The organism is Luteimonas rhizosphaerae (assembly GCF_002849595.1).
Lineage (GTDB): Bacteria > Pseudomonadota > Gammaproteobacteria > Xanthomonadales > Xanthomonadaceae > Luteimonas > Luteimonas cellulosilyticus.
In genome coordinates this window covers 1-23,555 of the sequence record NZ_NRQR01000008.1, presented here as the reverse complement: position 1 = coordinate 23,555, position 23,555 = coordinate 1, and the positions used below count along the sequence as shown (strand labels likewise).

At 66.4% G+C, this 23,555-nt stretch carries 21 protein-coding genes, 1 tRNA gene and 2 pseudogenes; 8 read left to right on the top strand and 16 right to left on the bottom strand.

The window, feature by feature from the left end; all coding sequences use genetic code 11:
* Positions 1–109: 109 nt before the first annotated feature.
* From CJ022_RS17395 to CJ022_RS03590, 3 genes and pseudogenes are all read right to left on the bottom strand, one after another.
* Positions 110–292, bottom strand: a pseudogene (locus CJ022_RS17395) (SOS response-associated peptidase family protein); the annotation flags it as partial.
* Positions 293–401: 109 nt separating this feature from the next.
* The gene (locus tag CJ022_RS03595) at positions 402–2,000 is read right to left on the bottom strand and encodes an HNH endonuclease family protein (RefSeq protein ID WP_101925325.1); all 1,599 of its coding nucleotides are present in this window, start codon (positions 1,998–2,000) and stop codon (positions 402–404) included.
* A gap of 45 nt (positions 2,001–2,045) precedes the next feature.
* Entirely contained in the window at positions 2,046–2,513 is a 468-nt protein-coding gene (locus tag CJ022_RS03590; protein ID WP_143703874.1) for a zinc ribbon domain-containing protein, read from the bottom strand.
* Positions 2,514–2,655: 142 nt separating this feature from the next.
* Here CJ022_RS03590 and CJ022_RS03585 point away from each other — a divergent pair, with 142 nt between their 5' ends.
* Positions 2,656–2,964 carry a helix-turn-helix domain-containing protein gene (locus CJ022_RS03585; RefSeq protein WP_101925323.1) on the top strand — a complete coding sequence of 103 codons (309 nt, stop codon included), beginning with the start codon at positions 2,656–2,658 and terminating at the stop codon, positions 2,962–2,964.
* Between the two features lie 127 nt (positions 2,965–3,091).
* The gene (locus CJ022_RS03580; RefSeq protein ID WP_143703873.1) at positions 3,092–3,421 is read left to right on the top strand and encodes a hypothetical protein; all 330 of its coding nucleotides are present in this window, start codon (positions 3,092–3,094) and stop codon (positions 3,419–3,421) included.
* 130 nt (positions 3,422–3,551) lie between these two features.
* On the opposite strand, the gene CJ022_RS03575 is transcribed toward CJ022_RS03580, so the two are convergent.
* The 7 genes from CJ022_RS03575 to murJ form a co-directional block, all read right to left on the bottom strand.
* Positions 3,552–4,730 (bottom strand): site-specific integrase, encoded by a 1,179-nt coding sequence (locus CJ022_RS03575; protein ID WP_101925321.1) that lies wholly within the window; start codon positions 4,728–4,730, stop codon positions 3,552–3,554.
* A gap of 115 nt (positions 4,731–4,845) precedes the next feature.
* Positions 4,846–4,935 (bottom strand) — tRNA-Thr (locus CJ022_RS17005).
* A 39-nt stretch (positions 4,936–4,974) separates the two neighbouring features.
* Complete coding sequence (ispH, locus tag CJ022_RS03570) at positions 4,975–5,925, bottom strand: 4-hydroxy-3-methylbut-2-enyl diphosphate reductase (RefSeq protein WP_101925320.1); 951 nt, start codon at positions 5,923–5,925, stop codon at positions 4,975–4,977.
* 167 nt (positions 5,926–6,092) lie between these two features.
* Positions 6,093–6,590, bottom strand: a complete 498-nt coding sequence (gene lspA, locus CJ022_RS03565; protein ID WP_101925319.1) for a signal peptidase II — start codon at positions 6,588–6,590, stop codon at positions 6,093–6,095.
* Positions 6,590–9,421, bottom strand: coding sequence for an isoleucine--tRNA ligase (ileS, locus tag CJ022_RS03560; protein ID WP_233198603.1), 2,832 nt, complete (start codon positions 9,419–9,421; stop codon positions 6,590–6,592). Before ileS ends, lspA begins: the two co-directional genes overlap by 1 nt.
* Positions 9,422–9,495: 74 nt before the next feature.
* On the bottom strand, positions 9,496–10,494 hold the full coding sequence (locus CJ022_RS03555) for a bifunctional riboflavin kinase/FAD synthetase (protein ID WP_101925317.1): 999 nt from the start codon (positions 10,492–10,494) through the stop codon (positions 9,496–9,498).
* A 165-nt stretch (positions 10,495–10,659) separates the two neighbouring features.
* Complete coding sequence (gene murJ, locus CJ022_RS03550; RefSeq protein ID WP_425490810.1) at positions 10,660–12,204, bottom strand: murein biosynthesis integral membrane protein MurJ; 1,545 nt, start codon at positions 12,202–12,204, stop codon at positions 10,660–10,662.
* Positions 12,205–12,380: 176 nt separating this feature from the next.
* On the opposite strand from murJ, the gene rpsT reads away from it, so the two are divergent.
* Positions 12,381–12,650 (top strand): 30S ribosomal protein S20, encoded by a 270-nt coding sequence (gene rpsT / locus CJ022_RS03545; RefSeq protein ID WP_101925315.1) that lies wholly within the window; start codon positions 12,381–12,383, stop codon positions 12,648–12,650.
* A 223-nt stretch (positions 12,651–12,873) separates the two neighbouring features.
* Here rpsT and cgtA read toward each other — a convergent pair whose 3' ends face one another.
* The 3 genes from cgtA to rplU form a co-directional block, all read right to left on the bottom strand.
* Complete coding sequence (gene cgtA / locus CJ022_RS03540) at positions 12,874–13,914, bottom strand: Obg family GTPase CgtA (protein WP_101925314.1); 1,041 nt, start codon at positions 13,912–13,914, stop codon at positions 12,874–12,876.
* A 189-nt stretch (positions 13,915–14,103) separates the two neighbouring features.
* The gene (gene rpmA, locus CJ022_RS03535; RefSeq protein ID WP_101925313.1) at positions 14,104–14,364 is read right to left on the bottom strand and encodes a 50S ribosomal protein L27; all 261 of its coding nucleotides are present in this window, start codon (positions 14,362–14,364) and stop codon (positions 14,104–14,106) included.
* Between the two features lie 12 nt (positions 14,365–14,376).
* Positions 14,377–14,697, bottom strand: coding sequence for a 50S ribosomal protein L21 (gene rplU / locus CJ022_RS03530; protein WP_101925312.1), 321 nt, complete (start codon positions 14,695–14,697; stop codon positions 14,377–14,379).
* A gap of 440 nt (positions 14,698–15,137) precedes the next feature.
* On the opposite strand from rplU, the gene uvrA reads away from it, so the two are divergent.
* The 3 genes from uvrA (at position 15,138) to CJ022_RS03515 (ending at position 19,439) form a co-directional block, all read left to right on the top strand.
* Positions 15,138–18,194: an excinuclease ABC subunit UvrA gene (uvrA, locus tag CJ022_RS03525; protein WP_101925311.1), complete on the top strand. Its 3,057-nt coding sequence runs from the start codon at positions 15,138–15,140 to the stop codon at positions 18,192–18,194.
* Complete coding sequence (locus tag CJ022_RS03520) at positions 18,191–18,604, top strand: acyl-CoA thioesterase (RefSeq protein ID WP_101925310.1); 414 nt, start codon at positions 18,191–18,193, stop codon at positions 18,602–18,604. Before uvrA ends, CJ022_RS03520 begins: the two co-directional genes overlap by 4 nt.
* Positions 18,605–18,680: 76 nt before the next feature.
* Entirely contained in the window at positions 18,681–19,439 is a 759-nt protein-coding gene (locus CJ022_RS03515) for an enoyl-CoA hydratase/isomerase family protein (RefSeq protein ID WP_101925309.1), read from the top strand.
* Positions 19,440–19,585: 146 nt separating this feature from the next.
* On the opposite strand, the gene CJ022_RS03510 is transcribed toward CJ022_RS03515, so the two are convergent.
* The 3 genes and pseudogenes from CJ022_RS03510 to CJ022_RS03500 form a co-directional block, all read right to left on the bottom strand.
* Positions 19,586–20,467, bottom strand: a complete 882-nt coding sequence (locus tag CJ022_RS03510; RefSeq protein ID WP_101925308.1) for a sulfurtransferase — start codon at positions 20,465–20,467, stop codon at positions 19,586–19,588.
* An 88-nt stretch (positions 20,468–20,555) separates the two neighbouring features.
* Positions 20,556–21,367, bottom strand: a pseudogene (locus CJ022_RS03505) (NUDIX hydrolase).
* 188 nt (positions 21,368–21,555) lie between these two features.
* Positions 21,556–22,248, bottom strand: a complete 693-nt coding sequence (locus CJ022_RS03500) for an FKBP-type peptidyl-prolyl cis-trans isomerase N-terminal domain-containing protein (RefSeq protein WP_101925307.1) — start codon at positions 22,246–22,248, stop codon at positions 21,556–21,558.
* Between the two features lie 183 nt (positions 22,249–22,431).
* Between CJ022_RS03500 and CJ022_RS03495 the strand changes: the two genes are divergently transcribed.
* Positions 22,432–23,214: an enoyl-CoA hydratase/isomerase family protein gene (locus CJ022_RS03495; protein ID WP_101925306.1), complete on the top strand. Its 783-nt coding sequence runs from the start codon at positions 22,432–22,434 to the stop codon at positions 23,212–23,214.
* 12 nt (positions 23,215–23,226) lie between these two features.
* Positions 23,227–23,555 (top strand): hypothetical protein (locus CJ022_RS03490; protein WP_458351488.1); only part of this gene is annotated, 329 nt, incomplete at its 3' end.

Below are 23,555 nucleotides of genomic sequence, written 5' to 3'. Positions count from 1 at the left end.
TTTTGCGCTCTCGCGAGCCTGAGCCGCTGCCTACTCATCGCAACTCCCGAGAAGACTGCATCGCACTTGGGGGGCCAAGGTCATGCGTTTGAGTTGCGGTTCCCTAGCATTAGGCCGCTTCCCGGTACTCGTAGCAGGGGTGCCGTTTATCGTCGAAGATCGCGTAGAGCGCGGCAAGATCGTTTGGGTCTGGGTTGAGCCAAGCATCGAGGTGCTCGGGCCTGATGTTGATGATGGTCCGGCCGTGGCCAGCGGCGGCCACATCGGGCTCGGGTTCGTCGGCGATGGCAGCGGCAGCTTGAGCTCAAGTCACGCGCGCAAGCTGCGGCTCAACTCGCTACCGATGAGCGCTGGCGCAACTTGCCTATAATGGAAGCGAGTCATGATGCCGATGGCTTAAGTCAGAAAATTGAGCTCAACGGCGGCGTCTTCTCGTTGTTGCAGCGCGGATGAGCAACTTGGAGATTAGATATCTTTGAGTCGCCACCTGCGGAAATTTCCTGTCTGTGATCAATTGAAATCGCTTGAGAAGGCACCAGCCCCCCACAGATGCCACAGCGAAGGGCGCCTGGGATGAGCTCGCCAATTACCAACCCAGACTTGACTGCGGCGTCGTAGCGTCCGGCCGAGACGCCGGAGTAAGGGCTTTCGGAAGGTTGCAAGTATGTAAATGCTTTGTGGCGAATGACTTGCTCAGAAATGGCATCGCCAGTCACGCCTGCATCAATAGCCTTGAAAACCTCCTGATAGAAAGCTTTCAAATGATTCTTTCCAGAGTCTTTAGTTCCAAATTTACGAACAATCTGGTTAAGAAGTGCTCTATTACCTATTATAAAATCTTCGAAAGCCTTGCGCCGATTTAAGAATAGCGAGAGCGTTTTGTTCCGCTCGTGCTCTAAGATCATGTCAGCGACCGTAAGAAAAAGGATGGGCTGCTGCTTACCAGTCCAGCTATAGAAATAAATAGCAGGATGCAGTCCCATTGATCCGGCCACGTTGCTACAAATCAGCTCGGCCGACCTACGCGTCCTCTTCAAAATCTCAATAGTACGAGCACCTACATCGTCGGCCTCATCCTTGATTTGGCCCACACTCAAGACAATAAAGTCGTGGACCATCTTCAAAGCGGTTCCAGAGTAAGCGCCCCCTCCGACGGGAAGATTTAGAGACTTAACCGGGTATGTCATTTCTGGCTCAAACAGCAGATTAAAAACCGCCTGTGAAATTTCCTTGATTTGCTTAAGATTTTCATCAGAGAAACGTGAGGAACTCAGATGACCACTTCCGCGCCGCATGATTGCTCTGGCTGCAATAACGTCAGGGCGTTTTCTTCCTCGAATCAGCTGAAGCTCTTGCGGAGTTATGTTTGCGGCTTGCTGATTAATTCTGATGAATGAATCCTCGGCGACCGTGAAGCTACCCACTACCCACTGAAGTGTAAGAGTTCTGCTCGCCAGCGCTCTTGCACGACCAATCATATCGGGCCCAAATAGTTCAGGACTTGCGTTTGCTTTCTGCAAGTCTGCATAGGAGCCCACCTCTTTATTCACGAGTCGCCGGACTTTGTCAGCCTGTGCCTTCTGGTCCTGAGAAACAGAATGACCGTAATACTTTTGGGAAACTTCACCATCCCCATAGTCATCCAGTACCCACGCAATTAGCGCGCTAAGCCGGTGAGCGCCATCTATAACAAAAAGATACTCTCTGTGTTTCCAAAGAATGACGGCGGGGATCAAGTCACCTTGGATGAAAGTTTTAATAAGGCCAGTGACGCGGGCCGGGTCCCATTCTGACGATTCACGCTGAAAATCAGGCTTTCGCAATGCCTGATAAAAGAAAGCCCCAGCCTCTAAGTCACGAATTGTTATCCCGGGGGGCCTAGATGCATCGTCATTGGGCGAAGCCGCCTCAAAATCTTCGCGCGGTATCAGAGCGTCCAGATTGACACTAGTAGCCATATCTTCAGTCCCCTTAGACCGGGCGAGTGGGTAGACACTCATCGTACCCGGCTTTTGCTACGGGGTCGGAGGGGACCAAAGCCCTAACTACGGTTTCTCGGCCTGCTCATATGCGCGCTCGCCCTCTTCAGCGGCTTCCCTTAGCTCGCGATAGGTGTACCTGCGTCCCGCCTCGTGCTCATCGATTGGCTCCTCAAAAGCTTCGGGCGCTAGGTCATCTAGGTCGAAACCGGTCTCCTCGTCTACAGGATTTGGAACGCCTTTCCCGCAGTGCTTGCACAACCTAGCCTCCCAACGAATCGGCTCTGCGCAATGTGGGCAGACGCGTTCGTCGCCTTCCTCCTCGTACCGCTCTCGGACTGCACCGAAGCCGAACAGCAGGACCCCGACGAGAACCGTGCCGCCCGAAAGCATCAACTGCGTCTGACGTTGCTCCATCAGCGAGAAGTTCTGCACTCGCCCCATACCAGGCACTGGAACGCTCGTGTCGAGCTGAAGCGCGAAAACGACCCATACGAGTCCCGCGCCTATCAATAGTTGACCGAAGCCTTTCATACCGCCCCCTTGAGGATGACTTGCAACCATGCAAGCCTGCTATCTACATCTACTGTAGATCTGCCATGAACAGGTGCCAAGGGCCAACATTGGGGTCGAGCTTCGATCGTAGACTCCTTTGCCTAAGCCCACAGCCAGTGCGATGTTCGCGGCGCGACTCAAAGCGACCCGTGAACTGCGTGGGACATCTCAGCGCGCGCTGGGAGCGCTTTTGGGCTTGAGCAAACCAACTGGCTCTACCCGCATCAATCGGTATGAGCAGCTCACGTCGCGTCCAGATATCGACACTGCTGCAGCGATTGCTGAGGCTCTAGATGTCCCGCTCGCCTACCTCGTAGCTGACAGCGACGATCTGGCTCGTCTGATCTTGGCTTATAGCCAACTTGACGAAGCACAGCGGACGGAACTGCTGCTTCTCGCAGAGGATCGGGCACACCCGAATCGAACCTGAAGGTTGCGCAGAGAAAGAATTGGCACGGCGAATCCCGCGCTTGCTTGATCGCTGCTTGACTCTTGTAAGATTCTTATGAACTCCTTATGATCCCGTTGCTGACTTGCAGCGATACGCGGACACCCACATGCGTGATGAAGATCGCCAGTTCTTGAATGGCCAGATGGGCGCCTTCGTGAGGGCGGGGATTAGCCGCTCAGCACACTCCGGCAACACGATTTATCACTACTCAGTCGAAGTCGATGACCTGAAGAACAGTACCGGGCGCCAGCGTCTGCCTACTGGCTTCATTGACGAGTGCGTCGATTTCTTCGAGAAGCGAGGTGCTTCTGCCCACTACGATGAGTCGTCCGATTCGCTGAATGTTCGTGTCGACATGGACGTAGTGAGGCTGAACGCCCGTGAGGCGGAAGCACTTACAGAAGCCCAAGACTTGTTTCGTATGAGTGTCGGCTAGTGCTGCTTTGCTTGCGCCGCGCATCTGGCACTTACCAGTGCGCGGCGCATGTATGGAGTTGCTTCGTCACGACCTCCAGACCCGATCTATTGGAATGGACTCCCCGACGCTGGATCTAGGACTTCATGTCTCAGACCGACGCAGACACGTCGCTTCTAACCGCATCGAGTGTCGCGACTGCAGAAGCGAGACGCGTGGGGCACAGGTGCGCGTAACGCAAGGTCATCTTCAGGTCTGAGTGACCAAGAAGCTCTCGGACCACGTTCAGATCCACGCCCGAGCTCACCAGACGACTTGCGAAGTGGTGCCGCAGGTCGTGGAAGCGAAAGTTGGTGATGGCTGCAGTAGTCAGCAGCGCGCCCCACCCTTTCTTTATGTCAGACGGAGCAAATACGCCTGGAGAGCCGACTGACTCGGTCTTCCACGCCCGGAGGACGTCGATGGCTTCGTTGTTCAACGGTATGTGACGCTGCTTCCCGCTCTTAGCATTCCGCGCCTGCACACGGATCGTTCGACCGTCGAAGTCGATATCCGCCCATTCCAGCGAGAGGATCTCACCGCGCCGCATTCCGGTGTTCATCGCGAGCACGACAATCGGCGTCAAATGATCTTTGAAAGAGCGACGCGCATCCGTTTGCTTAGCCCCAGCATCCCTCGATGCCATTGCTGCCCGGAGTCTCGACTCTTCTGCGCTTGATAGGAACCTGACGATCTCTCGCCCCTGCACCGACTTCTGGCGCAGCCCGAGTAGCGGGTTGGTCTCCAACAGCTTCCAATCAACCGCCTTCGAGAGTGCGGCTCGAAGCGCAGCGAAGTCTCGATGAGCTGTCACCCGCTCTACAGGCTTCGTACCGGTCACGTTTGCGAGCCGAGCCATCCACCAACTATTGAGAAGCTTGGCATCAAGGTCCGAGATAGGCATCTCCAGCATCCCTGCAAAGCGCCCTTTGATACGAAGCACATATCGCTCACCTCGGCGCAGCTCGGTGGATGCCCAGGGAGCGTAGTAGTCGTCCAAAAACTCGCGAAGCGAGCACGCCGGTGCCTTCTTTGCAGCGAGGGCCGGTAGCCGCTGCTGAGTAGCCTCTGAGAGAGCCTGACGAGCGTGGGCCCTGGCGTCGTCTAAGCTCAGATGGTCGACCGATCCCAATGTCTTTCGCTTACCGTGCGCCCAGGTAACGATCCACGCCTTGTGACCACTGGGCTGTATGCGAAGAATCAGCCCTTGAGTGACGGCGTCCCGGATCTCATAAGGCTTGCTCTTCGGCTGCGACTGGGTCGCAGTGCGCTTGTTGAAGGCAATTCGCATCGTGGCTCCTAAGCAGTCGATAAGCCAAAAAAGCTATCGAGCCGTTCGGAACCATGTTTGGATGAGAGCTATCCGTATCGGTGCAAATTTCCAAGCAGATCAAAGACATCCACCTTGGTGGAAAGCGCCGGGCGATACACACCGCGCGCTGGGAAAATGCTCTGGACGCATTACGAATGCGCCGCTCTACCAACTGAGCTATTCCGGCCTGGGACGCGAATTCTAGGGAGCGCGCGGCGCGCGGTCAATCGACAAGTTGGACCCGCAGCTCGCGGGGGAGCGCGAAGACCATGTTCTCGGGTTCGCCGTCGAGTTCGCGCATCCCCGCCGCGCCGAGCTCGCGCAGGCGTTCGAGCACGCCCTGGATCAGCACGTCCGGCGCCGATGCGCCGGCGGTCACGCCGATGTGGCGGCGGCCCTCGACCCAGCGCGGGTCGATCTCGGCTGCACCGTCGATCAGATACGCCTCGACCCCGTCGCGCTCGGCCAGTTCGCGCAAGCGATTGGAATTGGAGCTGTTGGGCGAGCCGACGACCAGGATCAGGTCGCACTGGCGCGCGAGATCGCGCACCGCGTCCTGGCGGTTCTGCGTGGCGTAGCAGATGTCGTCGTTCTTCGGCCCCTGGATCGCGGGAAATTTCGCCCGCAGGGCCGCGATGACGCTGCGCGTGTCGTCGACCGACAGCGTGGTCTGCGTGGTGTAGGCGAAGTTCTCGGGCTGGCTGACGACCAGCGCCGCGACGTCGGCTTCGTCCTCGACCAGGTAGATCGAGCCCAGCCCGGCTTCGGCGCGCCACTGGCCCATCGTGCCTTCGACCTCGGGATGGCCGGCATGGCCGATCAGCACGACATCGCGCCCGGACCGGCAATGCCGCGCGACCTCGAGATGGACCTTGGTCACCAGCGGGCACGTGGCGTCGAACACCTTGAGCCCGCGGCGCGTGGCCTCCTCGCGGACCGCCTGCGACACGCCGTGCGCGCTGAAGATCACCGTATTGCCGTCGGGCACCTCATCGAGTTCCTCGACGAAGATCGCGCCGCGGCGCTTCAGGTCCTCGACGACGAAGCGGTTGTGCACGACTTCGTGACGCACGTAGATCGGCGCACCGAGCAGCTCGAGGGCGCGCTTGACGATCTCGATCGCACGGTCGACACCGGCGCAGAAACCACGGGGATTGGCGAGGACGATGTCCATAGGCGCCTAGTCTACCGAAGGCTGCGGGAATGCAGCGGCAACGGACGCGCCGCAGTGTGTTCCGGGAAACGCCTCCGCCCGCCCCATGCCACCCGGAGGCGACGGCCCGATGCACCTCTCCCACACTCCCCGCCCGCGGCCCCTGCCCTCGCCAGGCGTGACGCGCGCTACGGCGCGTCCTTGTCCTTGCCCTGGAATAAACCGAACAGCGCGATGCCGATCGCGCCACCGACGATCGCGGCATCGGCGATGTTGAACGCCGGCCAGTAGTAGTCCTGCCAGTGCCACTGGATGAAATCGACGACATGGCCGTGGATCTGGCGGTCGATGACGTTGCCGATCGCGCCGCCGATCACCAGCGCGAACGGCAGCGCGGTGCGCCAGTCGCGGCGCGGCGTGCGCGACAGCCACCAGGCGAGCACGGCGCTGATGCCGAACGCGAGGATGGTGAAGAACCACTTCTGCCAGCCGCCGGCGCCGGCCAGGAAACTGAACGCCGCGCCGGTGTTGTAGGTCCGGTACCAGTTCCAGACGCCCTCGATGACCGGGATCGCGGTGTACTCGGGCAGCGAGGTCAGCACCCACCACTTGGTCAGCTGGTCGAGCGCGATGACGACCACCGACAGCACCAGCCACGGCAGCGCATTGGGTTTCACCGCCGCCATCAGAACCACCTCCGGGTCTCGCCGCCGCCATCGCGGCCGTCGCTCTCGATGTTGGTGACGCAGCGCCCGCACAGCTCGGGGTGGTCGGCCGTCGCGCCGACGTCGCCGCGACGCTGCCAGCAGCGCACGCATTTCGCCTTGGCGGTCACCCGCGCCGCGATGCCGATACCGGTCGCGCCGGCGTCCTCGACCAGCTGCACGTCACCGCTGATCAGCAGGAAGCGCAGTTCGTCGACGACCGGCGACAGCCAGTTGGCGTCGGACACGCCGCAGCGCAGCTCGATCTCGGCGTCCAGCGCCGCGCCGATCTCGCCACTCGCGCGCATCGGCTCCAGCACCTTCGCCACGCGCTCGCGCAGCTCCAGCACGCGGTCGAACTCCTGCGGCGACCAGGGCGCCTCGCCGTCGAGCGCGGCCAGGCCCTCGTACCAGGTCGCGAACTGCACGTTCGCCTCGCGCTCGCCCTGCACCGGGGCCGGCAGATAGGCCCACAACTCGTCGGCGGTGAAGCTGAGGATCGGTGCGATCCAGCGCGCGAAGGCTTCCAGCACGTGGTACATCGCGGTCTGCGCGCTGCGACGCCCGGCGGAATGCTCCGGCATCGTGTACAGGCGGTCCTTGGTGACATCGAGGTACAGCGAACCGAGGTCGACGCTGCAGAAGTTCGACAGCGCCTGCACGATCTCGGCGAAGTCGTAACGCGCGTAGGCCTCGGCGATCTTCTGCTGCAGGCCATGCGCGCGGTGCACGATCCAGCGGTCCAGCGCGACCATGTCGGCGGGCGCCAGCAGGTGCCGCGCGGGTTCGAACCCGACGAGGTTGCCGAGCAGGAAACGCGCGGTGTTGCGGATGCGGCGGTAGGCGTCGGCGTTGCGCTTGAGGATCTCCTGCGACAGCGACATCTCGTTGCTGTAATCGGCCGAGGCGATCCACAAACGCAGGATGTCCGCGCCGAGCGTCTTCATGATGTCCTGCGGCTCGATGCCGTTGCCCAGCGACTTCGACATCTTGCGGCCGTGCTCGTCGACGGTGAACCCGTGGGTCAGGCACTGGCGGTACGGCGCGGCCCTGTCGATCGCCACGCCGGTCAGCAGCGACGACTGGAACCAGCCGCGATGCTGGTCGGAGCCTTCCAGATAGAGGTCGGCCGGCTTGCCGAGGCCGCGCTCGAGCAGCACGCCTTCGTGGGTCACGCCGGAATCGAACCAGACATCGAGGATGTCGGTGATCTTGTCGTAGTGCGGCGCGTCGTCGCCCAGCAGCTCGGCGGCATCGAGCGTGTACCAGACATCGACGCCGTGCTGCTCGACGCGGTCGGCGACGGCGCGCATCAGTTCGGTGCTGCGCGGATGCGGCTCGCCGGTCTCGCGATGCACGAACAACGCGATCGGCACGCCCCAGGTGCGCTGGCGCGAGATCGTCCAGTCGGGTCGCCCTTCGACCATGCCGGCGATGCGTGCCTGGCCCCAGCCGGGATACCAGGTCACGTCCTGGATCGCGGCCAGCGCGTCGTTGCGCAGGTTGGCCTGCGACATCGAGATGAACCACTGCGGCGTGGCGCGGAACGCGATCGGCGTCTTGTGGCGCCAGCAGTGCGGATAACTGTGCTCGAAGCGGACGAACGCCAGCAGCGTGCCGTTGGCGCGCAGCGCCTCGACGATGACGTCGTTGGCCTTCCAGATGTGCAGCCCGGCCAGCACGGTCTCGCCGACCGGCGGCGTCGACGGCAGATAGACGCCGCGGCCGTCGACCGGATTGATCTGGCCCGCCGTGTAGCGATCGAGCAGGCCGTAGGCCTTGCCGACGACGTAGTCGTCCTGGCCATGTCCCGGCGCGGTGTGCACGGCGCCGGTGCCGTCCTCGGCCGACACGTGGTCGCCGAGGATCACCGGGATCTCGCGCTCGGCGTAGGCGCTGCCGGGCGCGGCGAACGGGTGCACCAGCAGCAGGTGTTCGAGCGCACTGCCGGCGGCGCGGCCATGCACGACCACGTCGCCTTCGACACCGTAGCGACGCAGGGCGCGTTCGGCCAGCGCATCGGCGATCACCAGCCAGCGGCGCTTGCCGCCCTGCGCGGGGCCTTCGACCAGGGTGTACTCCAGATCGGCGCCCAGCGAGACCGCCAGCGACGCCGGGAGCGTCCACGGCGTGGTGGTCCAGATCGGCAACGCGATCTCGACGTCGGCCGGCAGCAGCGCGCCGAAGGCGTGCGCGAAGGCAGCGGAATCACGCGCGGCATAGGCCACGTCGACCGCCGGCGACACCTTGTCGGCGTATTCGATCTCGGCCTCGGCCAGGGCCGATCCGCAATCGAAGCACCAGTGCACCGGCTTGACGCCGCGGGTCAGGTGGCCGTTGTCGACGACCTTGGCCAGCGCGCGCCTCTCGTTGGCCTCGAAGCGGAAATCGAGGGTCCTGTACGGATTCTCCCAGTCGCCGAGCACACCGAGGCGCTTGAAGTCGCGGCGCTGGATGTCGATCTGCTCGTTGGCGTACTCGCGGCATTTCTGCCGGAACTCGACCGCATCGAGCTTGACGCCCACCTTGCCCCACTTCTTCTCGATCGCGATCTCGATCGGCAGGCCGTGGCAGTCCCAGCCGGGGATGTACGGCGCGTCGAAGCCGGCCATCGACTTCGACTTGACGATGATGTCCTTGAGGATCTTGTTGACCGCATGCCCCAGGTGGATCGCGCCGTTCGCATACGGCGGACCGTCGTGCAGCACGAACTGCGGGCGACCCCTGGCGTGCGCGCGCAGCTGCGCGTACAGGCCGTCGGCTTCCCAGCGCGCGAGCGTCGTCGGCTCGCGCTTGGGCAGGTCGCCGCGCATCGGGAAGTCGGTCGCCGGCAGATGGATCGTCGACTTGTAGGGGTTGGAACCGGAATCTGCGCTCACGCGAAGCCCTATCGTTGTGCCGCGGTACGTGGGGAGGCCGCGCGCAGGGGCGCGGACTGCGGTGCCGGACCGAGCAGCTGCCGCGCGAGCGCGGCATCGCGGTCCATCTGCGCGACCAGCGCCGGCAGATCGGAAAACTTCTCCTCGTCGCGCAGGCGCGCGACGAACTCGACCTCGATGCGGCGCCCGTAGAGGTCGCCATCGAAATCGAACAGATGCGCTTCGAGCAGCGGCTCGATGCCGCCGACCGTCGGCCGGGTACCGAAGCTCGACACCGAGGGCCACGGGCCGGCGGCGCCGGTCAGGTCCTCGACCCCGTGCACGCGCGTGGCGTAGATGCCGCGCAGCGCCGGCACTTTGCCGCCGAAGCGCAGGTTGGCCGTCGGATAGCCCAGCGTGCGCCCCAGCTGGCGGCCGCGCACGACCCGCCCCGACACCGTGTAGGGCTTGCCGAGCAGCCCGGCGGCGGTCGTGAAATCGCCTTCGACCAGCGCGGCGCGGATGCGGGTGCTCGACACGCGCGCGCCGTCGGCCACCAGCGGCGCGATCTCACCCGCGACGAAGCCGTGCGTGGCGCCAAGCGCCTGCAACGTGGCCAGGTCGCCGGCGCGGCGATGGCCGAAGCGGAACCCGGGACCGACCCAGACCTCGCGCGCGCGCAACCGCGAGACGAGGACCTGGCGCACGAAATCGTCCGGCGTCATCGCCGCCATGCGCGCATCGAACCGCAGCAGGCCGACGAGGTCCGCGCCCAGCGCGCGCAGGCCTTCAACCTTCGCCCGCACCGGACCCAGCCGCGGCGGCGGCGCGTCGGCGGCGAAGAACTCGCGCGGCAAGGGTTCGAAACTCAGCGCCGCGGCAGGCAACCGCAGGGCGCGTGCCCGCGCCACCGCATGCCCCACCAACGCCCGATGACCCAGATGCAGGCCGTCGAACGCACCGATGCAGACGACGCTGCCGTCGTCACACAGGGGATCGCCGGCGATGTCGCGGAACAGCCTGCTCATGGCGTCTCGTTGCACGGATGCGGCAGCGGACGCTGCACCCCGGAAGTTGACCGTCCATTATAGCGACGGTGGCCGCGGGCGCGCCGCGGCGCGCGACCAGCGTCCACAGGACCGCCATCCGCGGCAGGCGCGGTCTCGGAGGCAGCGCGCCGCCGCGGAAGCGGATCAATGCCGCAGATGCCGTGGCCGCAGGCCGAATGCGATCATCGCCGCCACGTAGGCTGCGCCGCCGGCCCCGATCGCCAGCAGCAGCCAGCCGACGCGATGCGCGACCCCGGGAATGCCGGTCCAATCGCCGATCCACAGCCGCAGCCCCACGACCACCGCGGCCATGACCGCGCAGGCGCCCGCCAGCCGCAACAGATAGGCCGCCCAGCCCGGCTGCGGGGCGAAGATGCCGCGCTGGCGCAGGTAGCGCCACAGCAGGACCGCATTGAGCACGCCCGCGAGCGCCGTCGCCAGTGCGATGCCGCCATGCGCGCCGGGCACGTCGTGCAGCCACAGCGGCGTGGTCAGGGCGATCGTCAGCACGATGTTCGCCGCCACCGTCCAGATCGCCGCGCGCATCGGCGTCTTCGTGTCCTGCCGCGCATAGAACGCCGGCGCCAGCACCTTGCTCAGCATGAAGGCCGGCACGCCGAGACTCATCGCCGACAGGCTCACGGCCGCCATGCGGGTGTCGAACGCAGTGAACTGGCCGTAGTTGTAGACCGTCGCGGTGATCGGCTCGGCGAGCAGCAGCAACCCCAGACCGGCCGGCACGCCGGCGAGCAGCGCCATGCGCAGGCCCCAGTCCAGCGATTCGCTGTAGCCCGCGCTGTCTTCCGCGGCATGCCGGCGCGACAGGTGGGGCAGGATCACCGTGCCCAGGGCGACCCCGAACAGGCCCAGCGGGAATTCGATCAGCCGGTCGGAGTAGTACAGCCAGTCGACGCTGCCGGCCGCCAGCAGCGAGGCGAAGGCGGTGCCGACCAGCAGGTTCACCTGCGCCACCGACGACGAGAACAGCGTCGGCAGCATCAGCCGGCCGACCTTGCGCACGTCGGCATGGCCGAAGCCGGCCCGCAGGCGCGGCCGCAGCCCGTATCGCCCCAGCGCGGGCCACAGCAGCGCGAGCTGCAGGAAACCGGCGACGAGCACGCCCCAGGCCAGGCCCTGCGGCGGCACCTCGAAACGCGGGGCCAGCCACAGCATCGCGGCGATCATCGTCAGGTTGTGCAGCACCGGGGTGAATGCCGGCAGCCCGAACCGGCCGTGGCTGTTCAGGATCGACGCCGCCAGCGACATCATCGAGATGAAGAGCAGATAGGGAAACGTGATCCGCAGCATCAACGCGGTCTGCGCCAGCAGTTCCGGCTGGTCCGCCCAGCCCGGTGCGAACAGGCGCGCGACCAGCGGCGCGGCCAGCATGCCCAGCGCGCAGACCACCAGCACCACGGCGAACAGGGCGCCGGCCATGGCGTCGACGAAGCCTTTCAGCGCCGCCTTGTCGCCGCGTTCCTTGATCTCGTTGAGCACCGGCACGAAGGCCATCGCCATCGAGCCCTCGGCGAAGACCCGGCGCAGGAAGTTCGGAATCCGGTAGGCGACGATGAAGGCGCTCATGGCCCCGCCGGTGCCGAACAGCGTCGCCTGCAGCATGTCCCGGCCGAAGCCGGCGATCCGCGACAGCAGGGTCATGCCGCTGAAGACCGCGCTGGAGCGCAGCAGTCCGCCCCGCTTCGGAGCCGGTGCGGCGGCGCCCGGATCGGGCGCGCTCATGCCGACGCCTCGTTCAGGCCCGCCCGGTTGACGCAAGTGTCTGAATCACCCATAATTTCCTGCTCAAATTTCCATCCGGTCGGTTCCGGCCGGATTTTCACACCTTCAGTTTCCAGGATTCCACTGTGGCCAACATCAAGTCCGCCAAGAAGCGCGCCAAGCAGACCGTCGTGCGCAACGCGCGCAACTCCGCCCAGCGTTCGCACCTCCGCACCGCCGTCAAGAAGGTTCTCAAGGCGCTCGACGCCAATGATGCCGCCGGCGCGCAGGAAGCATTCAACGTCGCACAGCCGATCCTCGATCGCTTCAGCTCGCGCGGCCTGATCCACAAGAACAAGGCGGCGCGCCACAAGAGCCGCCTGAGCGCACGCATCAAGGCTCTCAAGGCCGCCTGATCCGTCGATCCTGACGCGACAGTCGAAAAACCCGGCAGCCGCCGGGTTTTTTGTGTCCTGCCCGACGCGGTAGTGAGGATCCGGACCAAAACTTGGCGACCGCGGCAGCGATCGATGCGCGCGTTCCTGCGCCTGCGCATGAGGGCACCGCTCCGCGCGATGCCCGACCCGCCTCCAGCGCTGCCGCAGGCTTCGGCGCGCGACACGCAGCGCGCCACATGCCTCAGACGGCATTCGCCGCCTCGCGTTCGTCGCGATCGAGTTCGTCGATGGCGGCCTGCACCTTCAGCATGACTTCGCGCGTGCCGTCGTGCGCCAGACCCGAGATCAGGAACCAGGGGTGCGGCCAGGCCAGCGCTTCGATGATGCGTGCAGCCTCGGCCTGCGCATCTTCGGGCATCAGCGTGTCGGCCTTGTTGATCAGCAGCCAGCGCGGTTTGTCGAGCAGCGCGGCGTCGAACTTCTCCAGCTCGCGCTCGATCGCACGAACCTGCTCGACGGCATCGCTGCCGTCGAGCGGCGCGATCTCCACCAGATGCAGCAGCAGGCGGGTGCGCTGGATGTGGCGCAGGAACAGCGCCCCCAGGCCCGCACCATCGGCCGCACCCTCGATCAACCCCGGGATATCGGCGATGACGAAGCTGCGCGCCGGCTCGACGCTGACCACACCGAGATTCGGATACAGCGTGGTGAACGGATAGTCGGCGACCTTCGGCGTGGCCGCCGACACCGCGCGGATCAGCGTGCTCTTGCCGGCGTTCGGAAAGCCGAGCAGGCCGACATCGGCCAGCAGCTTCAGCTCCAGGCGCAGCGTGCGTTCCTCGCCCGGCTCGCCCGGCGTCGACTGCCGCGGCGACCGGTTGGTCGAACTCTTGAAATGCATGTTGCCCAGACCGCCGCGACCGCCACGGGCGACCAGCAGACGCTCGCCATGCGCGGTCAGGTCGCCGATGACTTCGTCGGTCATGACGTTGTGGACCACGGTGCCGACCGGCACCACGATCGTCAGCACGTCGCCGCCCTTGCCGTACATCTGCCGACCCATGCCGTTCTCGCCGCGCTGGGCGCGGAACATGGTCTGGTGGCGGAAGTCGACCAGGGTGTTGAGGTTCTCGTCGGCCTCGATCCAGACGCTGCCGCCGTCGCCGCCGTCGCCGCCGTCGGGGCCGCCCAGCGGAATGAACTTCTCGCGACGGAATCCGACGCAGCCATTGCCGCCATTGCCGGCGGTGACAGTGATTTCGACTTCGTCGACGAGTTTCATAGGCAGCTGGTTTCGAAATGAGGAACTGGACGGCGCAGGCGCCGCTGGATGCAGTCTACCGGGAGGGGTGACCGCACCCGGTTTGCCTGGACCGCGTGCGACCCCGACGCTTGGATCGCGAACGTGCGCTGGACTGAAACGAAAAGCCCCGCCGAAGCGGGGCCTTCCGGGTCACGTGTCGCGGGAGGCTCAGGCCTCGGCGACGACGCTGACGGTGCGGCGGTTCTTCGGACCCTTGGTCGCGAAGGCGACCTTGCCGTCGACCAGCGCGAACAGCGTGTGGTCGCGACCCAGGCCGACGCCGGCGCCCGGATGGAACTGGGTGCCGCGCTGACGCACGATGATGTTGCCGGCCTCGATGGCCTGACCGCCGAAGATCTTGACGCCCAGATACTTCGGGTTGGAGTCGCGGCCGTTGCGCGAGGAACCTACGCCCTTCTTGTGTGCCATGACTGCTTCTCCTTACTTCTTGTCGCCACCGGCGATGCCGGTGATCTCGATTTCGGTGTAGTACTGACGATGTCCCTGACGCTTCATGTGGTGCTTGCGGCGACGGAACTTGATGATGCGGATCTTGTCGGCGCGGCCGTGGCTGACGACCTTGGCGGTGACGCTGGCGCCCTTGAGGGCGTCGCCGATCTTGATGCCGTCGCTGTCGCCCAGCATCAGGACATTGTCGAACGTGATCTCGTTGCCGGCTTCGGCCTCGAGCTTCTCGACGCGGAGCGTTTCGCCCTGCGCCACGCGGTATTGCTTACCGCCGGTGACCAGTACTGCGTACATGTGGAGCCTCTCGTATCGGTGTTGGTTCTGTAGTTATTCTTGTGCCCGTCCGCCATCGAGGGCGGACAGGAGCGGAATTGTAGGGGATTCAGTGGATTAGGGTCAAACCGCCCGATCGGCGCCTCCTGGATCCCCGGTCATCGGGAGCGGTGGCCCCGGCTCAGGCCGGCTGCAACGGGCGTTCCCGCAGGCGCATCGGACCGGCCCTCCTGCGTACAGCGCCCTTGCGGGTCTCCGCGATCGGACGGCTTCGCGCATCCAGGCCAGCGGTGCCTGCGCTTCCGACGCGCCATTCGCACGGACTGAGACAGACTCCCGCTACGCTGGCCTTTCGGGGATTTGCCCCCAAATCACCCGCTCGGTAGTCTGACCGATTGGCCGTTCCGTGGCCCGCGTCGACTGTCTTCTCTCCCCCGTTCCACAACCTGGATCTGACGCCGATGGCGATGGACACCATCCGCATTCGCGGTGCCCGTACCCACAATCTGAAGAACATCGATCTCGACCTGCCGCGCGACAAGCTGATCGTGATCACCGGCCTGTCCGGCTCCGGCAAGTCGTCGCTGGCCTTCGACACCATCTACGCGGAAGGCCAGCGCCGCTACGTCGAGTCGCTGTCGTCGTATGCGCGCCAGTTCCTCAGCGTCATGGAGAAGCCGGACGTCGACCACATCGAAGGTCTGTCGCCCGCGATCTCGATCGAGCAGAAGTCGACCTCGCACAATCCGCGTTCGACTGTCGGCACGATCACCGAGATCTACGACTACCTGCGCCTGCTCTACGCCCGCGTCGGCAGCCCGCGCTGCCCGGATCACGGCTACCCGCTCGAAGCGCAGACGGTCAGCCAGATGGTCGACCACGTGATGACGCTCGACGGCGACACCCGCTGGATGCTGCTGGCGCCGGTCGTGCGCGAGCGCAAGGGCGAGCATGCGCAGGTGTTCGAGCAGCTGCGCGCGCAGGGTTACGTGCGCGTGCGCGTCGACGGCGAGCTGTACGAGATCGACGCGCTGCCGACCCTCGCGCTGCGCCAGAAGCACACCATCGAAGCGGTCATCGACCGCTTCAAGGTGCGCGACGACATGAAGCAGCGTCTCGCCGAATCCTTCGAGACCGCGCTGAAGCTCGGCGACGGCATGGCGTCGGTGCATGCGATCGATGCCGCGGACGGCGCCGGCGGCAAGAAGGCGGCGAGCCACGCCGCGCCGGAACCGCAGCTGTTCTCGTCCAAGTACAGCTGCCCGGTCTGCGACTACGCCCTGCCCGCGCTCGAGCCGCGCCTGTTCTCGTTCAACTCGCCGGTCGGCGCCTGCCAGACCTGCGACGGCCTCGGCGTCAGCGAATTCTTCGATCCCGACCGCGTGGTCGTGCATCCCGAACTGTCGCTTGCGGCTGGCGCGGTGCGCGGCTGGGACCGTCGCAACGCCTACTACTTCCAGCTGCTGCAGTCCCTGTCGAAGCATTACGGCTTCGACGTCGACGCGCCCTGGCAGGACCTGCCGGAGGCGTCGCGCGAAGCGGTGCTGTTCGGCAGCGGCGGCGACACGATCACCTTCACCTACATCACCGATTCGGGCGCGCGCACCCAGCGCAAGCACCGTTTCGAAGGCATCGTGCCGAACCTGGAGCGCCGCTACCGCGAGACCGAATCGGCGGCCGTGCGCGAGGAGCTGTCGAAGTACATCAGCCAGCGTCCCTGTCCGACCTGCGACGGCTCGCGCCTCAACCGCGCCGCGCGCAACGTGTTCGTCGCCGACCGGCCGATGGAATCGCTGGTCGTGCTGCCGATCGACGAAGCGTTGTCGTTCTTCGCGGCGATGGACCTGCCCGGCTGGCGCGGCGAGATCGCCGGCAAGATCGTCAAGGAGATCGCCGAGCGCCTGCGCTTCCTCGTCGATGTGGGCCTCGACTACCTCACCCTCGAACGCAAGGCCGACACGCTGTCGGGCGGCGAAGCCCAGCGCATCCGCCTGGCCTCGCAGATCGGCGCGGGCCTGGTCGGCGTCATGTACGTGCTCGACGAGCCGTCGATCGGCCTGCACCAGCGCGACAACGAGCGTCTGCTCGGCACGCTGACGCGGCTGCGCGACCTTGGCAACACCGTCATCGTCGTCGAGCACGACGAGGATGCGATCCGCCTGGCCGACCACATCGTCGACATCGGCCCCGGCGCCGGCGTGCACGGCGGCGAAGTGACCGCCCAGGGCAGCTACGAGGACGTGCTCGCGGCGCCGCGTTCGCTGACCGGCCAATACCTCAGCGGCCGCAAACGCATCGAGATTCCGACCAGGCGTCACAAGCCGAATCCGAAGATGCAGCTCAAGCTGCTCGGTGCGTCGGGCCACAACCTCAAGAACGTCGACCTGACGATCCACTCGGGCCTGTTCACGGCGATCACCGGCGTGTCGGGCTCCGGCAAGTCGACGCTGATCAACGACACGCTGCACTCGCTGGCCGCGAACGAGATCAACGGCGCCTCGCACAAGGCGGCGCCCTATCGGGAGATTGACGGCCTGGACCTGTTCGACAAGGTCGTCGACATCGACCAGTCGCCGATCGGGCGCACGCCGCGTTCCAATCCGGCGACCTACACCGGCCTGTTCACGCCCCTGCGCGAACTGTTCGCGCAGGTGCCGGAATCGCGCGCGCGCGGCTATTCGCCGGGACGCTTCAGCTTCAACGTGCGCGGCGGCCGCTGCGAGGCCTGCCAGGGCGACGGCCTGCTGAAGGTCGAGATGCACTTCCTGCCCGACGTCTACGTGCCCTGCGACGTCTGCCACGGCAAGCGCTACAACCGCGAAACGCTGGAGATCCTCTACAAGGGCCACAGCATCCACGACGTGCTGGACATGACGGTCGAGGATGCGCTGGAACTGTTCGACGCCCTGCCGCCGATCGCGCGCAAGCTCGAAACGCTGATCGACGTGGGCCTGAGCTACATCAAGCTGGGCCAGAGCGCGACGACGCTGTCGGGCGGCGAGGCGCAGCGCGTCAAGCTGTCCAAGGAGCTCTCGCGCCGCGACACCGGTCGCACGCTCTACATCCTCGACGAGCCGACGACCGGCCTGCATTTCCACGACATCGAACATCTGCTGGCCGTGCTGCACAAGCTGCGCGACGAGGGCAATACGGTGGTCGTCATCGAGCACAACCTCGACGTGATCAAGACCGCCGACTGGGTCATCGACCTCGGTCCGGAAGGCGGCCACCGCGGCGGCCAGATCATCGCCGAAGGCACGCCGGAGCAGGTCGCGGCGATCCCGCAATCGCACACCGGCCAGTTCCTGGCGCGCATGCTCGACGCCAAGCTGCCCGAGCCCGCGGCGCCGAAGCCGGAGCGCAAGATGGCGCGCAAGTCCGTCACGCACTTCCCCAAGCCGTTGCCGCGCAAGGGCGCGTCGACGAAGGCGGCAGAAGCCGATGCGAAGGCGCGGGCGGAACTGACCAGGTCGGCGCCGAAGAAGACCAAGGCGAAAGCGAAAGGACAGAAGGCATGAGCGAGTCGAAGGTGCTGATCCGGATGCCGATCGAGCTGCGCTGGCGCGATCTCGACGCGTTCAACCACGTCAACAACTCGAACTTCATGACCTACCTCGAGGAAGCGCGGATCCGCTGGTTCGATTCGCTCGGCGAGCCGTGGGTGACCGATGCGGTCGCCCCGCTGCTCGCGGCGGTACAGATGAACTACAAGTTGCCGATTCCGTACCCGGCGCGGATCGTCGTCGAACTGCTGGCCGATCGCGTCGGCACGTCGAGCGTGACCCTCGGCCATCGCATCGTCTCCGACGATGGTGCGGTGCTGCATGCGGACGGCCACGTGGTCATGGTCTGGATCGATCGTGCGACGGGCCGCCCGACCCCGCTGCCCGACTCGGTCAAGCGCAAGGCGCTGGTCGACGCGGCCTGATCGCACCCAGGCTGCGCGCCGGATGCGCGCGGCCGACCCGCTAAGATGCGGCGATCCGTCCTCAGGGAATCGCCGCATGACCGTCTTGCTGGAATCCGTCGACCAGGGCCCGATCCGCGAATTGCGGCTGGCGCGTCCGCCGGTCAACGCGCTGAATCCCGCGCTGTGCCTGGCGCTGCGTGACGCGATCGACGCCGCCGTCGCCGACGGCATGGCCGGCCTGGTGCTCGCGGGCGGCCCGAAAGTGTTTTCCGGCGGCCTCGATGTCCCGCATCTGCTGGCGCTGCCGGACCGGGTCGCGTTGCGCGACGCCTGGAATGCGTTTTTCGCCGCGGCGCGCGCGCTCGCCGGCGCGCCCATCCCGGTGGCGGCCGCGATCGCCGGGCACGCGCCCGCGGGCGGCTGCGTGCTGGCGCTGTGCTGCGACCATCGCGTGATGGCCAGCGGTCCCTTCCGCATCGGTCTCAACGAGACCCAGGTCGGCCTGGTGGCCCCGCGCGGCATCCAGGCGTTGATGCGTCGCGCGGTCGGCGCGCGCCAGTCCGAGCGCCTGCTCGTCGCCGGGCTGCTGGTCGAGGCCGACGAGGCGTTGCGCCTCGGCCTCGTCGACGAACTGGCGGGCATCGACGAGGTCGCGATCCGCGCCCACGCCTGGCTGGAGTCGCTGGCTGCACTGCCGCGTGCGCCGATGCTGCAGACCCGCGCGATCGCCCGCGCCGATCTCGTCGACGCGCTGCATCCCGACAACATCGAGCTCGACCGGTTTCTCGACGCCTGGGATGCGCCGGATACCCAGGCCGGCCTGCGTGCGCTGGTGGCCAGACTGGGAAAGTAAGGGCGGGGGCGGGTCCGGCGGCCGGGGATTGACCCTCGCTCACGGCGCGTCCGGCAGGCTAGCGGTGTCGGATTCCGTCGATGACGCGCGCGAGCGCGCTCCTAAGTGCGATGCGGGCAGCGCAGGATTCGCGATGCCCGGCTGGATCAGGCCCCGCCGACGGCGACCGGGCGCGTGGGATCGTTGATCCAGCCGCTCCAGGACGGTGCGTACAGACGGCCACCGTCGCGCGCCACGTGCGCCATCGCCAGCAGGTGATGGCAGGCGGTGACGCCGGAGCCGCACATCGCGACGACGTCCACAGGCGCATGCCGCGTCCCCAGCAGCGCATCGAATTCGGTCGCCAGCACGGCCGACGACTTGAAGCGTCCGTCGTGGAGGTTGTCGGCATACGCGCGGTTGATCGCCCCGGGGACGTGGCCCGCGCGCGGATCGATCGGCTCGACCTCCCCGCGGAAGCGCGCCGCCGCGCGTGCATCGAGCAGCAGGCCACCAGCATCGAGATGCGCCTGCAGCGCCGATGCGTCGCGCACCAGCCGGTTTTCGTCGAAGGCGCCGGACACGGCGACCGGCGCCGGTGCATCGACCCGCGCCGTCACCGGCAACGCGCTCGCACGCCACGCCGCCCAGCCGCCGTCGAGCACCGCGACGCGCGCATGCCCGAACGTGCGCAACAGCCACCACAGGCGCGACGCAAACGCGCTGTCGCCATCGTCGTAGGCGACGACCTGCGTCGACGGCGTCACGCCCCAGCGCGCGAGCGTCGCGCCGAACGCATCGGCCGACGGCCAGGGATGGCGCCCGAGCGAAGGACCATGCGAACCCGACAGATCGCGATCGAGATGCGCATACACCGCGCCGGGTATATGCGCCTCGCGATACGCCGCTTCGCCGGCATCCGCGGCGCCGCCACCGGCAGCCAGCGAAAACCGGCAATCGACGATGCGCAGATCGTGGCGATCGAGCGCGGCGGCGAGTGCATCGGCGGCGACCAGCGTGGTCCAGCCGGAGGTCGAGGCATCGGTCATGGCGGCAGCATCGCGCCCGGCATGGTGGGAACACAAATGATCGCGCGGTCGTGGACCGCGACGCCTGTCGCGGCAGTCGTCTGCCGGTTCACGGCAAACGCTCCAGATGCTGGCGCAGGTTCAGCAGGATCGACGCGGTCACGCCCCAGATCCGGTTGGCCGGCGCGTCGTCACCGGTGTCGTACTCGAGGACGTGGCGGATGCGGCCACCGAACTCGATATCCACGCGGCGCAATTTGTCCGGCGCCATCAGGAAGGCCAGCGGCGTCTCGAACACCTCGGCGACTTCACCGGGATCCGGTCGCGGCGCGAACGTGGGGTCGAGCAGCGCGCCCACCGGCACCACGCGATAACCGGTGATCGTCAGCAGCGGATCGAGATAGCCCAACGGTTCCGACTGCGCCGGCGCGAGGCCGATCTCTTCCTGCGCTTCGCGCAGCGCGGCCGCGAGCGGACCGGCGTCGTCGGGCTCCATGCGGCCGCCCGGAAAGCTGACCTGGCCGGCGTGGTGGCGCAACGTCTCGGTGCGGCGGGTCAGCAGCGCATGCAGGCCGGTGTCGCGATGCACCAGCCCGACCAGCACCGCCGCCTCGCGCAGCGCGATGTCGGGTTGCAGCAGCCCGTCGAGTTCGTCGATGTTCCAGCCGCGCCCGGTCGGCACGCCGTCGAGCGGATGCAGCACGCGTCGCAGATCGGCCGCGATGCGCGCGGGCGTCACGAGCGGCGGGCCTCGCGGGCGGGCAGCACGACATCCATGATGCGCGCGCGTTCGGCGTCGCCGAGCTGGAGCCAGTCGCCGATCTCCTGCCCGGTGCGCAGGCACCCGTGACAGAAACCGTCGGCATCGAGAGTGCAGACGCCGGTGCAGGGCGTCAGAACGGCGCGGGGAATGGAATCCATGCGTCGATTCTACCGGCGGGACGACGCCCTGAGGCCGCGGGCATCGCGCTGCAGGCATCGACGCGCGCGGCGCGGCGGAACGCTCGCGCCGCCAACGGCGAACGCCGGAAACGACTGCGCCGACGGCGGGAAGCACGTCGGCGCAGGTGACACATGCGGGCGCGCCGGAACCGGCGCGCGACGCGGACTTACTGGACGCTGAGCAGCTTGACCATGACGCCGACCGGCTGGCGCGCGATTTCCTGCGCGTTCTCGCCCGTGACGAAACGTCCCGGCGGGAAGACGACCTCATAGACGCCGTTGAGCGGCATCAGCGGCAGCACTTCGCGCAGACCGGCGATCGGCGCGTCGGACACGCGGAACGGCGGCGTGCGGTCTTCGGAGCTCAGGCCGATGCCGGCCGGGACGATCAGCGCCTGGTAGGCGATTTCGACCTGGCTGTTGGCCGACGGCTTGGCGCCCGCGCCCGCTTCGACGACGCGATACATCACGCCGCTCGGCAGGGACACGACGCCTTCGCGCGCTTTGTACTCGGACAGGAACGTCGGCGCTGCCGTCTCGTTCTGGGTCAGGGCGGCGCGACGCTCGGCGACGATCTTCGTCTGCATGCGCTGCTGGAAGCCGGTGTAGGCGGTTCCCATCTGCTCGGGCGTGTACGTCGGATCCTTGCGGCCGTGGCCGTCCTGCAGGCCCTTGATGATGGTGTTGACGTCGACCGACTCGCCCGTCTCGGCCAGGCGGTTGCCCAGATCGAAACCCAACGCGTAGCTCAACGTCGTCCTGTCGTTCGCCGAGGCGGCCGGCGCTGCCGGCTGCTGCGCGAGTGCCGCGCCGCTGAACGTAATGGCCGCAACTGCGGCCGCAATCAAACGCAACTTCATTCCATGGATCTCCGCTAGGTCAGATTTCGATATCACCTGTCGCGAGAAAGGGCGGTCTCGAACCGCCCCATCTGGACGCGATAGGATAGCGGCCGCAGCGCTTAACCGCCACTGACGCCTTTATCCGACCGTGCGCCCGGCGACAAGTTCCGTCCGGCGCCGGCACCCGCCTGGAGCCAGACGATGACCGATTCCCCGCTGCGCGTGGCCGACCACGACGCCGTCCGCACGATCACCGTGCACCGTCCCGAGAAGCTGAATGCACTGAACTCGGCGACGCTCGACGCGCTGCAGGCCGCCTTCGACGACGCGGCCGCCGATCCCGCGGTCCGCGTGGTGGTGCTGACCGGCGCGGGCCCCAAGGCCTTCGTGGCCGGCGCCGACATCGCCGAAATGGCGGATCTACGCGCCGTCGACGGCCGCGATTTCTCGCTGCGCGGCAGCCGCATGATGCGGCGCGTCGAGACGATGCCCAAACCGGTGATCGCGATGATCAACGGATTCGCGCTGGGCGGCGGGCTGGAACTGGCGATGAGCTGCCATCTGCGCATCGCGTCCGACACCGCGAAGGTCGGGCAGCCCGAAGTGAATCTCGGCCTGATCCCCGGGTTCGGCGGCACCCAGCGCCTGCTGCGTCTGGCGGGTCGCGCCGCGACGCTGGAGCTGTGCCTGACCGGCGCGCCGATCGACGCGGCGCGCGCGCTGGCGCTGGGGATCGTCAATCGCGTCGTGCCTGCGGCGGAACTCGAGACCGAGACGATGGCGCTCGCCACCCAGCTGGCGAATGCGGCGCCGCTGGCGCTGCGCGGCGTGCTCGACTGCGTCAATACGGGCGGCGAATGCGGCATCGGCGAGGGACTCGAATACGAATCGACGCAGTTCGGCCTGATGTTCGCGACCGACGACATGCGCGAAGGCACGCGCGCGTTTCTCGAGCGGCGCAAGCCGGTCTTCCAGAACCGCTGAGCGGCCGCCGCCGTGCATACCGACCCGTCCGATCCCGTGGCCGCCGCCGCGCGCCTGCGCGACATCGCGTCGCTGCTGCGCGCCGATGCGGTCGACGCCGCGATCGAAGCCGGCCTGATGCAGAACTGGCCCGCTGCCGCGTTCGCGGCGTTGTCGCCCGACGACCACGACGCAGTGGCGACGGCGCGCGCGCAGCTGCAACGCGCGTGGGCGGCGCGCGAGCGATATCGCACCCGCAGTGCGCGTCTCGCCCGCCGTGCGGCCGAGCGCGACGCGCAGCGGGCACCGCCGCCTGCGCCCGCGCAGAAGCCGGCCCTGCCGTCGGCGGCCGCGGCGATCCT